Origin of the sequence: Mesorhizobium sp. M9A.F.Ca.ET.002.03.1.2, assembly GCF_003952365.1 — a bacterium.
Lineage (GTDB): Bacteria > Pseudomonadota > Alphaproteobacteria > Rhizobiales > Rhizobiaceae > Mesorhizobium.
This window is the reverse complement of sequence record NZ_CP034443.1, coordinates 6,382,023-6,393,586: the sequence shown is the minus strand read 5'-3', so window position 1 is coordinate 6,393,586 and position 11,564 is coordinate 6,382,023. Positions and strand designations below refer to the sequence as shown.

7 protein-coding genes and 2 pseudogenes are annotated in these 11,564 nt (G+C 64.3%); 7 read left to right on the top strand and 2 right to left on the bottom strand.

Going from position 1 to position 11,564, the window contains the following annotated elements:
- Nucleotides 1-8 precede the first annotated feature (8 nt).
- From EJ066_RS31080 to EJ066_RS31070, 3 genes and pseudogenes are all read left to right on the top strand, one after another.
- Entirely contained in the window at nt 9-206 is a 198-nt protein-coding gene (locus EJ066_RS31080) for a DUF1127 domain-containing protein (protein WP_126043673.1), read from the top strand.
- Nucleotides 207-231: 25 nt separating this feature from the next.
- Nucleotides 232-492, top strand: coding sequence for a carboxymuconolactone decarboxylase family protein (locus EJ066_RS31075; RefSeq protein ID WP_245455046.1), 261 nt, complete (start codon nt 232-234; stop codon nt 490-492).
- Nucleotides 493-506: 14 nt separating this feature from the next.
- Nucleotides 507-794, top strand: a pseudogene (locus EJ066_RS31070) (hypothetical protein); the annotation flags it as partial.
- 285 nt (nt 795-1,079) lie between these two features.
- Here EJ066_RS31070 and EJ066_RS31065 read toward each other — a convergent pair.
- Both EJ066_RS31065 and EJ066_RS31060 read right to left on the bottom strand, forming a co-directional pair.
- Complete coding sequence (locus EJ066_RS31065) at nt 1,080-2,903, bottom strand: adenylate/guanylate cyclase domain-containing protein (RefSeq protein ID WP_245455045.1); 1,824 nt, start codon at nt 2,901-2,903, stop codon at nt 1,080-1,082.
- Between the two features lie 492 nt (nt 2,904-3,395).
- Nucleotides 3,396-4,691, bottom strand: a complete 1,296-nt coding sequence (locus EJ066_RS31060) for a lipopolysaccharide biosynthesis protein (RefSeq protein WP_126043671.1) — start codon at nt 4,689-4,691, stop codon at nt 3,396-3,398.
- 196 nt (nt 4,692-4,887) lie between these two features.
- On the opposite strand from EJ066_RS31060, the gene EJ066_RS31055 reads away from it, so the two are divergent.
- The 4 genes and pseudogenes from EJ066_RS31055 (at nt 4,888) to EJ066_RS31040 (ending at nt 11,360) form a co-directional block, all read left to right on the top strand.
- Entirely contained in the window at nt 4,888-7,434 is a 2,547-nt protein-coding gene (locus tag EJ066_RS31055) for a GumC family protein (protein ID WP_126043670.1), read from the top strand.
- 245 nt (nt 7,435-7,679) lie between these two features.
- Nucleotides 7,680-8,579 carry a bifunctional methylenetetrahydrofolate dehydrogenase/methenyltetrahydrofolate cyclohydrolase FolD gene (gene folD / locus EJ066_RS31050; protein WP_126043669.1) on the top strand — a complete coding sequence of 300 codons (900 nt, stop codon included), beginning with the start codon at nt 7,680-7,682 and terminating at the stop codon, nt 8,577-8,579.
- 54 nt (nt 8,580-8,633) lie between these two features.
- Nucleotides 8,634-9,596: a GlxA family transcriptional regulator gene (locus tag EJ066_RS31045; protein ID WP_126043668.1), complete on the top strand. Its 963-nt coding sequence runs from the start codon at nt 8,634-8,636 to the stop codon at nt 9,594-9,596.
- A gap of 109 nt (nt 9,597-9,705) precedes the next feature.
- Nucleotides 9,706-11,360 (top strand): annotated as a pseudogene (locus EJ066_RS31040) (VWA domain-containing protein).
- Nucleotides 11,361-11,564 lie beyond the last annotated feature (204 nt).

Sequence of the window (11,564 nt, the reverse complement as noted above, 5' to 3'; positions counted from 1 at the left end):
CACGACCAATGAGAAAGACCATTGCGATGATGGTGCTGGCCGCAGCCGCGGCGATGCGCAGGCATCGGGCGCGCCGCGACGCCATGATGATGCGGCATCTCTCGGATGCGCAGCTCAAGGACATTGGCCTGACGCCATCCGACATCTGGCGCGTCCATGGAGGCGACCTTCGGCGTGGTGCCCACGCATATGAAAGCTTATCCTAAGTCCGCGATCGCCGGCGCTTGGGCCATGACCAAGGGCCTTGAGATCGACGGCGACAACGCGCTGGAGCCAAAAGTCAAGTCGCTCATCAACCTGGCAGTGGCCGCGCAGATTCCGTGCCGCTACTGCACCTGGTTCGAGACCGAGATGGCCAAGGCTCACGGCGCGACCGACGAAGAGGTCGCCGAGGCCGTGACGCAGGCGGCCTATGTCCGCCACTGGAGCACTATCCTCAACGGTCTCCAGATCGATCTCGATACCTTCAAGACCGAACTCGGCCCCAAGTGACGGCATACTGCGCCCGGCTCGAGAAGATCCACGGCCGCAACTGGATCGAGGTCCTCGGCGCGGCGCGCAAGTTCTCCGAATGCATGCTCTACGGCCGCTTTGTCGACGACGTGCTGGAGGGCGCCGGCCATTTCCACGGCTCGGAGGAGTTCTGCCGCGTCCACTGGACGGGCGAAGCGTTGTCGGATGACGAGTTCCGCCGCTTCGTCGCCGCCATGGCGCCGGAACAGGTGGCCATCGGCATGCAGTCCTTCATCGGTACGGATATCGGCCGCACCCGCCGCCTGATCGGGCTTGTTTAGTCCTGGGGCCAAACCCGATCACGCTGGACGATCTGGTTCGATCCCTTGCGGATGTTCAGTTGGGGCGTCGCATGACGACCCCACCCTCGGTAGGTCTCGTCAGGGTGGAAACCCGGAAGTTCGACGCGAACCCAACAGAGAGCTCGCCGGCTGTTCACAACTGCTCGACGCGCTCAGTCCTCGGACAAGCCGGCCATAGAACTATTCTTCCGGAAGCGACGTGGGGTCAAGGGACGTCGCCTGGCCGGACGTGACGCGCAGGAGGCATCTTTGCCAACGCGACGATCACTCCGGCACGCCGGCAATACCCAGCGCCTCGACGTAGCGCTCGGCGAAGACCTTGTCCCGCCACGGGTTGATCTGCCTCTGCAGGCCGAGCGTGTAGGTCGGGAACGCCTCCATCAGCCGCAGCGCCGCCGCCTGCGCTTCGTCCGGCCGATTGAGTTTGACCAGCGCCATGATCACCACCCGGTGCGAGGAGCCGTAATTCGGCATCTCGCGCAGCGCTCGTTCTCCCCAAGCCAGCGCTTCCTCGTAGCGTTCGAGCATCAGGTAGCTCATCCCGATGCCGGAGAGCGCGATGCCCTTCTCGGGGTCGACCGGGCTCAGCCGCATTGCCCTGTGGAAGTGCTCGATCGCGACGAGGGAGCGGCCGGAATGGGCGTTCACCCAGCCGCTGCCCGTATGGCCCTGCGCCGAATTGGGATTGAGGAGCAGGGACCGTTCGATCGTGTCCAGCGCCGTCTCGTAATCCTTGGCGCTGTAGGCGATCACCTGCGCGGCGAAACGCAAGCTTGTCGGGTCGTCTCGCGCGTCCGCCAGCACCTCGCGGGCCATGCGCACGGCGACGCGGATATCGTCGGGCTCGTGCCAGCACTGACTCACGGACAGGCTGCGAATATAGGCACCGAGTGCCTTCGCCAGGGTGAAGCCTGGGTCGATGCTGAGCGCCTCGTTGGTGAGCCGGCGCACGTCGGCGAAGCCTTCGCGCGTCATGCTGTAGAAGCGCGGCAGCGCACGAAGGTAGAGGTCGTAGGCACCGATGTAGTCGGTCGGCTTCATGCGCGCTTGCTTGATCTCCTCCAGCCTGATGCTCGGCTCGACCGCACCGACGACGCTCTCGGTCACCTTGTCCTGCAGGTCGAAGATGTCGCTCACGTCGCCCTCGAAGCGGTCGGTCCAGACATGGTGCCCACTGATCGCGTCCACCAGCTGCCCGCTGATACGCACCCGCGATCCTGCTCTGCGGATGCTGCCTTCGAGCACGTAGCGGACGCCCAGCTCGCGCCCGACCTGGCGCAGGTCCACCGCTCGGCCCTTGTAGGTGAAGGACGAGTTGCGGGCGATCACGAAGAAGGAGTTCACCCGGCTCAATCCCGTGATGATGTCCTCCACCAGTCCGTCGGCGAAGTATTCCTGGTCGGGGTCGCCGCTCATGTTGGTGAAAGGCAGAACCGCGATCGAGGGTTTCGCGGGCAGGGGAGGCGGTGCAGCCACCGAGGCGCTGGCGTCGGTCTCGACGCGATAGGCGCGCACAGGCCGCTCGATGTTCTTGAGGCGCAGGTCGCCGAGCGGCGTGAAGCCGCCGTCGAGCTTGCCCTGAAGGTGATCGTAGGCGGTGCCCGAGACGACCACAGTGCCGGGATCGGCGATGCTTTCGAGGCGGGCGGCGATGTTGACACCATCGCCGTAGAGGTCGCCGTCCTCCTCGCAGACCACGTCGCCGAGATTGACGCCGATGCGGAAGCGAATCTGCTCTTCCTCAGGCATCTCCGCCTCGTGTTCTGCCAGGGCCTGCTGGATCGCCATCGCCGAGGTCACCGCGTTGACGACGCTCGCGAACTCGCACAGCATGCCGTCGCCGGTGAGCTTGACGATCCGGCCCTGGTGCTCGGAGACCAGCGGTTCAAGGAGGTCCTTGCGGTAGCTCTTCAGCCGCTCGAGCGTGCCGCGCTCGTCGCGCTCCGTCAGGCGCGAATAGCCGACCACGTCGCAAGCCAGGATCGCTGCGAGGCGGCGATGCGCTGTCATTGCGCCGCCCGGCCAGGCACGTGCACGCAGGCTGCCCCGCGCCCATGCCCCGCCAACTTCCAGACGCCCAACGTGCATGGCATCCATCTCTCCCAGCCGCCGCCCGTCGCCGATTCAGAACGGAGAACGCAGCTTGACCTTGCCTTCACGAGATTTCGCTATCCCGCTTGCGAGGCGTGGAGCGTTCCAGTCGCCGCGCTAACAGCCAACCGACGACACGCCCACGCAGCCTCTGGGGACGCTGACACGCCACTCCCAGAAGGCCGGAGATATTTCCTGCCCTGTGTAACCGGTTGACGCCACCGTGGCGGTGCTTTTGTCACCGCGATGTAACAGCGAGATGCCCTACGAACGCGCGCATCGGGCATCACACCAGACGTTCGCGCTTAGAGGTGCTGAGGTCGGCAAGTGGCGCAACCAAGTCGTACCAACGGCCACGCCATACGGCAACATTCCACAGGCACGGCGTTCCAATTGGGATTCAGGTGACGGAAGGATGTTGCATGTCGAAAGGGCAACTTTCCACCCGCGTCTCGGCCGTTGGCGGCAGCCAGTTGCTCGAGTTCGAGCCTAGATCGGTTTCGCCGGTTTGCGCATTGCCGAATAGGTGAGCAGCATCGAGGCGAGATAGAGCAGCAGGAAGACGACGTTGAGCGACAGCACCAGATCGGGCGTGTCCAGGATCGTGGTCAGCACATAGGTCAACAGAACCGCCTTCAGCCCGGCAAGCAGGGCCAGGTTGATCGTTCGCACCAGCGTCTGGCCGCGCGCGAACAGAAGTTCGGCCTGGTATTCGACCAGGTTGCGCAGGCCCGGCACGCAGATCGCCAGCGCCACCAGAGGGGCGGCCTCCGCGACATTCTTGCCCAGCGCGTTGGGGAAGAAATGCAGCACGACGGCGAGTGCCGCCAGCGCCAGCGTCGAGACCAGGAACACGCCGCCTTCGATGCCGCTCTTGACCGAAAGGCGCGACAGAAGTTCCGGCGCCCGCATCATGCGCTGCACCAGCATCATCGAGAAGGTACGGATCGGGATCGCGGTCAGGTCGACCAGCCGCATGATGATGGCATAGATGCCGGCGAGGTGCGGCCCGCCGATCGCCAGCACCAAGAGCTTGTCGAATTCCATCTGCAGGTAGAACAGCACCTCCGCGCCGGCCACGTAGATGGAATCGGCGAGCCGCCTGAGATAGAGCTCCAGCCGCAGCCGCAGTCTCTGGCGCGGGTAGAAAAATCCGAAGGCGATGAGCAGCGAGGCGGCGTTGGCGCCGATATAATACCAGGACCAGACCCCTATGGTCGGCTGCGCCGCGAACATGAACAGCACGGCGCCCAGCGCCCGCAAGGCCGTCGCAAGGATCGTCAGCAGGGCGGCGCGGCCGAATTTGCCGAGACCGTTGTTGACGATCAGCGCCACCTCGACCGGCCGCCACAACAGCGCCTCGGCAAACACGATCGCCGCAAAGACCGGCAGCGGCACGGTGCTGGCGAAGAAGATCAGGTAGACGCCGTAGGAGGCGGCAGCCAGCAGTGGCAGCGATATCACGGCGAGCAGCAGGAAGCCGGCCGAGAACGTGCCGATCAGATTGGGGCGGATGGTGGCGGTTCGGTAAAGCGCCGAGATGAAGCCGAAGGCGAGGATGCGTGACAGCATCACGCCGGCCGCCGATGCGGTGGCGAACATGCCGAACTCGGCGATGGACAGCGTGTTGGCCAGCGCGATGAAATAGGCGAGCGAAAACACCAGCCGCCCGCCCGCGCCGCTGATCGCCGAAAGATAGTCGCGAACCAGCCCCCGCCGCTCGGCCACGAAAGTGCCGATCCGGGCGACAGGCCGCCTTTGCGGGATGTTGCCAGCCTGAGTCATGTGCCGGAGACAGCATAGGCGGGAAAGTTTAACGCGCGGTTCTGAGGGCTTCGGTTGCGTTCAGGGCATGCAACCGAAGAGCGAAACCGCGTCTTCAGGGCTCGGAAATTAACCTTTTGTTTCCTATGCTTGTTTAGCGTGGCTTAACGAATGGCTGACCGCGCGTCCAAGCCGCCAAGGGCAAAGCTCCACGACAATGGTCGACAGGCAAAACCGTGAAGATTGGAAGCGCGAGCGGTCTCTACTGGCGCTCGGCCAGGCGATACGCGGCGAAGAAGAACCATCGCTGGTTTCGATCGGGGATCGGGCGGACCCGTCATGGCGCGAGGATGCCGCCACGCGCCATCGTCTCGCGCGCTTGCGCCGCGAGGCGCGAGCGAATCCGGAACTCTCGGCAGCCCCGGAATTCCCGGCAAGCGACGAGACAAGCCAGTCTCAGGCGGATCATGCATCCGCTTCGGCCGCCCGGGTGCCGCTCGAGGCGGACGGGGACGAAGCGGGCTATGCTGACACCAGCCCGCGGGAGGAGCCGGTTGCTGGTCTTTCCGAGGACCGCCGCTCCGATGCCGACACCCGATTCGCCGCGTTCGATTCTCGATACGCCGCGTTCGACCCTCGACACGCCACGTCCGATGCTCGATACGCTGCGTTCGATCCTCGATATGCCGGTGACGGGCAGCGGTCTCCCCGCGAGGATGACGACGGACAGGAATGGAAGCCGTTGATCGATCCGATGCAGGTCGTCCGCGGCATTGCCCGGTCGAAGCTGCTGATCGTCGCCACGACGGTACTGGGCACCGCGCTTGGCGTCGCGATCGCGCTGTCGACGCCGAAGAAATACGAAGCCACCGCGGAACTGATCGTCGACCCGCGCGACCTGAAGCTCACCGACCGCGATCTCACCCAATCGGTGGTCGCGTCCGACGCCACGCTGGCCATCGTCGAAAACCAGGTTCGCGTGCTGACCTCCGGCACCGTTCTCAACAAGGTCGTGGACAAGCTCAATCTCGTCGGCGATCCGGAGTTCAACGGGCAAGGTACCAGTGGCCTGGGCGTCATGGAGTTCATCCGGTCGGTCCTGTCGCGCAATGACGGGCCGGGTGCCGATGAGGGCCGCCGCCGTGCGCTGGCCGTCGGCAATCTGGCCGAGAGCCTTTCGGTCGAGCGCGGCGGCAAGACCTTCGTCATCTCCGTCAGCGCCACCACGCAAAATGGCGAGAAGTCGGCACTCATCGCCAATACGATGACGGACGTTTTCCTGCAGACTTTCGGTCAGATCCAGTCCGACACCGCCGGCCGCGCGACCAGCGAACTGACGGGCAGGCTCGACGAGCTGCGCAAGGGCGTCGAAGCGGCCGAGCGCAAGGTCGAGGATTTCAGGGCCACGCATGACCTCGTCGACGCGCAAGGCCATCTGATCAGCGACGATGAGATGCTCAAGCTCAACCAGCAGCTTGCCATCGCCCGCGCCCGCACGCTGGAGCTTAACGCCCGCGCGGCGTCGGCGCGCTCGATCGACGTGAATTCGGTTCTGAGCGGCACCTTGCCGGAAGAGATCAACTCCAACACCATGAGCGAATTGCAATCGCAATATGCGACGCTCAAGCAGGAGGCCGACCGCGCCGCGATCCGGTTCGGGCCGCGCCATCCCGAGCTCCAGGCGCTCAATGCCCAGCTTGCCGGAGCGCGCGAGCGCATCGCCGCGGAACTGCGCCGCATTGCTTCGTCGCTGCAGGTCGACCTGAAACGTGCCGTGCAGCTCGAACAGGATCTGGCCTCCCGCCTGGCGCAATTGAAGGTCCGCAGCGGCGACGTCAACAGCGATTTGGTCACCTTGCGCGAACTGGAGCGCGACGCCACCGCCAAGCGCTCCGTCTACGAACAATACCTTCTGCGCGCCAAGGAGACCGGCGAGCAGAAGGACATCAACACGGCCAACATCAATGTCATCTCCAAGGCCTTCGCCCCGCTCGAGCCGATCGGACCGTCGCGCGCTGTGATAACGCTTGCCGGCCTGCTGGCTGGCCTGGCTTCCGGTGTTGGTATCGGCGCCACGCGCGGCGCCTATGAGAGCCTGCGTGAGACCGCCAATTCGCGCTCGCGCCGCGGGATGCAAGAGCGCCGGGCGCCCATTGAAGACAAGGCATACCAGGCGTCGCCGCCGCCCGTTTCGCCGGTCGAGGCCACCACCAGGCGTCCAGGTCCGCTCGGCGCGCTGCTCTCGGCCGTGGGCAGGATCATGCCGCGCAAGGCCCGGCAAGACTCTGCCAACACGCATTCCACAAGCTCACCGGCCAGTGGCTCACTGGCAACCGCCGAAAGCGCGGAGCGGGATCCGGCGGCCTATCCCGAGCCGTCGCCTCCCTTCGCGCCGCGTCGGACAGCGCCTGCCGGCTACAGGCAGCCGCAACTCCAGCAGGGCGTCTATGGTCCGCAGCAGGCGATGTACCCGGCCCCGCACATGCAGGCGTACCCCTATACGCAACCAACTATGGGCTATCCCTCGCAGATGCAGCCGCCGCCTGCCGGCTATCCCTATCCGCCGGCCATGGCGCCCCATGCCGGACATGTATCTTATCCACAGCAGCAGTCGGTCTATCCTCCGGCCTCATCGGCCGACGCAAACCAGGCTTCGGAAGCCGCTGAACAAAAAAACTCGATCGAGGAAATCCGAGCCAGCCTGCGCGAATTCCGCGAAGCGGTTCGCGAACTCACCGAAAGCCGATCGCGCCGCTATTTCTGATAGCCGGATAGAATAAAAGCCATCGGTTTCGAGTTAACGGCATGAGACGGCGCTTTGACGGGATTGCCCGGTCGAATTTTCGTGAAAATGCCGCGCTTGATGTCACCCAAAAGCCTCCCCTCGGGTCTGACCCAGGGTGCGCGGCGGTTGGGACGACGACATGTCTAGGATAAAGCTCCAATGCGCGCCGCATCAGTCCTTTCAGACGCGACGCTCTTTGGACGGAACGGTGTTGAGGGTGGTTCATGGCCGAAGTGATTGACGGAAAAAAAGTCGCCGAAGACGTGGTGCGGCGGGTCAAGGCCTTGACGGCCGAACTGTTGGAAAAGGGCGCGCTGAAGCCTGGTCTCGCGGTGGTCATCGTCGGCGAGGATCCGGCGAGCCAGGTCTACGTCGCTTCCAAATCCCGCACCGCCAAGGAATGCGGCTTTCATTCGGTCCAGCACACGCTGCCGGCCGAAACCTCCGAACAGGAACTGCTTGATGTCATCGGCGAACTCAACGCCGATCCGGCCATCAACGGCATCCTGGTGCAGCTTCCACTGCCTGGCCATGTCGATGCGGGCAAGATCATCCAGGCAATAGCACCGCAAAAGGACGTCGACGGCTTCCACTTCATCAATGTCGGCAAGCTCGGCACCGGCGAATTGGAGACGGCCTTCGTGCCTTGCACGCCGGCCGGCTCGATGCTGCTGATCGAGCGCGTGCGCGGCAAGGACCTTTCCGGCCTCAATGCGGTGGTCGTCGGCCGCTCCAACATTGTCGGCAAACCGATGGCCAATCTTCTGCTTGCCGCCAACTGCACCGTCACCATCGCGCACAGCCGCACGAAGGACTTGGCCTCTTTGGCGCGCACCGCCGACATTCTCGTTGCCGCTGTCGGGAGACCTGAAATGGTCAGGGGCGACTGGGTCAAATCAGGCGCCACCGTCATCGACGTCGGCATCAACCGCATCGCCGCGCCCGAAAGAGGCGAAGGCAAGACCCGCCTCGTCGGTGACGTCGCCTATGCGGAAGCAGCGAAGACGGCCGGCGCCATCACACCGGTGCCCGGCGGCGTCGGGCCGATGACCATTGCCATGCTGATGGCCAACACGCTAGCTTCCGCCTATCTCGCGGCCGGATTGAAACGGCCGTCCTTCTGAACCTGGAAAGCCGCAGCTTTGCCGAACCTCACTGTTCCCCCAGAACGGCCGGTCATGAACGATCCCGTTCAGGGCGGCCGGCAGTTCGGGTTCCTGCTGGTCGACAAGTTTTCCATGTTCTCGCTGGCCGCAGCGATCGACACGTTCCGGTCGGCGAACCGGCTGCTCGGCCACGACTTCTATGGCTGGACGACGGTGTCGGCCGACGGCGATGCCGTCATGGCCTCCAACGGCCTGCCGCTCAAGGTCGACTACGCAGTCGCCGATCTGCCGCCGGTCGACATCCTTTTCGTCTCGGTCGGGCTGACGACCGAATTCCCGGGCAAGAGCAAGGTGCTGGCGGCGCTGCGCAGCTGGGGCCGGCGCGGCAACGCGCTCGGCGCGCTGTCGGTCGGCTCCTATCTGCTCGCCGAGGCAGGCCAGCTCGAAGGCTATCGCTGCACTATCCACTGGGAAAATCGCGCCGGCTTCGTCGAGCGGTTTCCCGACATCAACTGCACCGGCAACGTCTTCGAGATCGACCGCAAGCGCTACACCTGCGCCGGCGGCACCACCTCGATCGACCTGATGCTGGAGATCGTGCGCAGCGATTTCGGCTCGAGCCTCGCCAACGGCGTCGCCAACCAGTTCCAGCACGAACGCATCCGCTCCGCCGGAGATCGCCAGCGTGTCGGGCCGGAACGCGACCTGACCGGCAAATCGGAGAAGCTGCGGCGCACTGTCGAGTTGATGGCGGATCATCTCGACGAGCCGCTGTCGGCGGTTCAGCTGGCCAAGTCAGCCGGCCTGTCGGTGCGTCAGGTCGAGCGCCTGTTCCTGCGCCACCTCAGCGTGACGCCCGGCCGCTATTATATGCGGCTCAGGCTTGAGCGGGCGCGCGAATTGCTGCGCCAGACCAATATGCCGATCCTCGATGTGGCGATCGCCACCGGCTTCACCTCGCACTCCTATTTTGCCCAGAGCTACCGGCTGCAGTTCGGCCGGCCGCCTTCCGAAGAGCGGCGCACGACATATTGAGTAGGCTTGGTTCAATCTTGTGGCCCACGCCCGGCGTCCGGGCTTGTGTCCTGATGCCGCGTCAAATAGCTTCCCCGGACTGGCGGCGACTGACGAGGGGGAGATTTTCATGGCGGGACTTGCACGGAGCGTCGCTGCCGCGATGCTCCTGTTATGGATGACGACGCTCGGCCTAGCCGCCGACCGGGTCATCGTCATTCTCGATGCCTCCGGTTCCATGTGGGCGCAGATCGACGGCAAGCCCAAGCTCGAAATCGCCCGCGAATCGCTCCGAACGGTGCTGCAGTCGGTGCCCGCCGACAGGGAAATCGGCTTCATGGCCTATGGCCATCGCGAGAAGGGCAGTTGCGAGGATATCGAGCTCATCGTGCCGCCCCAGGCCGGCGCGGCAAGTGCTGTTTCCGCCGCCGCCGACAGCCTGAAATTCCTTGGCAAGACGCCGCTGACATCAGCCGTCAAGCAGGCGGCCGAGGCGCTGAAATACACCGAGGACAGGGCAACTGTCATCCTCATCACCGATGGGCTCGAGACCTGCGAAGGTGACCCTTGCGCGCTCGGTAAGGAACTGGAAGCTGCCGGCGTCGACTTCACCGCGGACGTCGTCGGCTTCGGCCTGACCGCGGACGAGGGCAAGCAGGTCGCCTGCCTCGCCGACAACACCGGCGGCAAATACATCCAGGCGTCCGACGAGCAAGCACTGCAGGACGCGCTGGCCGAAACCATTACCGCCGCACCGGCGCCCGAACCAGCGCCTGCGCCGCCGCCGGCTCCCGAGTCGGAAAAGCCTGAGTTCAACTTCGTGCCGGCCGTGGCGCTAGCCGATGGCGGCGATCCCATCACCGACGGCAATTCCTGGGAGATCTACAAGGCAAGGTCCGACGGCACGCGCGGCGATTACGTCACCACCGAGTACGGCGCCTACAAGGGCAATCTGGAGCCGGGCGACTATATCGTCGTTGCGAGCTATGGCGAGGCCAGGACCGAACAGAAGGCCAAGGTCGAGGTGGACCAGGTCTACAACCCCTCTTCATCCTGAATGCCGGCACGCTCATCCTTCATCCCCGGCCAAGTGAGGGAGCGGATGTGGCCGATGGCGCGGCTGTCGTGATCGCCTATCCGGGCGTCGATATGCCCGCGACCTATTATGGCGACACGAAAGTCGTGTTGCCGGCCGGCGACCAGAAAGTGACGGTCACGATCGGGAAGGGCGAGGTTACCGAAACCATCCAGCTCGCTGCCGGCAGGGTCATCGACAAGGACATCATCGTCGGCGTCGGACATGTCGTCGCCAACGCCTACTATACAGCCGGCGGCGACAAGGCCGACGGTTCGGGCATCGGCTTCAAGGTATTCAAGGCAAGGAAAAAGATCGACGGAACGAGGCAAGAAGTGACCTATGCCTATGGCCCCGACAGCAAATTCGATCTGCCGCCCGACGACTATGTGTTGATTGCCGAGGTCGACCTTGCCGTCGTCGAGCAGCCGTTCAGCGTCAAGGTCGGCGAGTTTCAGGATGTGAAAGTCACCTTGAACGCCGGCGTGCTGGCGGTCACCGCGCCAGGGGCCTCGAAGATCGAGATTTTCAATTCGAAGAAGGACCTCAACGGCAACCGCAAATCGTTCGGCTATGCCTATGACGAGAAGCATCAGGCGGCGCTGCCGGCTGGCGACTACGTGGTCGTCTCGGAGAAGTCGGACAACAGTTCGAAGGAAAGTAGGGTGACCGTCAAGGCCGGCGAACGAGCCGAAGTGACGCTTCAATAGGAGCGCAAGTCGACGCCGATGTCGATTGCTCGCGACGGAAACGGCCTTGAAGGCGCAAGGTATCGAGGCGATCGACTGATCGTTAGATAAGCATACGCCCCACAATTGCCGAGCTTGGCCTTGGATTGCGGCCGGCGCTGTGGTCGTACAGATCGGCACTCGCATTTCTACCTCGCAGGCAACGTCGACGCGAACTAGTCGGCG

Bases quoted from the DNA above. Each gene is read 5' to 3' on its own strand.
- EJ066_RS31080 (WP_126043673.1), top strand. From the start codon at position 9: ATGAGAAAGACCATTGCGATGATGGTGCTGGCCGCAGCCGCGGCGATG.
- EJ066_RS31075 (WP_245455046.1), top strand. From the start codon at position 232: ATGACCAAGGGCCTTGAGATCGACGGCGACAACGCGCTGGAGCCAAAA.
- EJ066_RS31065 (WP_245455045.1), bottom strand. From the start codon at position 2,903: ATGCACGTTGGGCGTCTGGAAGTTGGCGGGGCATGGGCGCGGGGCAGC.
- EJ066_RS31060 (WP_126043671.1), bottom strand. From the start codon at position 4,691: ATGACTCAGGCTGGCAACATCCCGCAAAGGCGGCCTGTCGCCCGGATC.
- EJ066_RS31055 (WP_126043670.1), top strand. From the start codon at position 4,888: ATGGTCGACAGGCAAAACCGTGAAGATTGGAAGCGCGAGCGGTCTCTA.
- folD (WP_126043669.1), top strand. From the start codon at position 7,680: ATGGCCGAAGTGATTGACGGAAAAAAAGTCGCCGAAGACGTGGTGCGG.
- EJ066_RS31045 (WP_126043668.1), top strand. From the start codon at position 8,634: ATGAACGATCCCGTTCAGGGCGGCCGGCAGTTCGGGTTCCTGCTGGTC.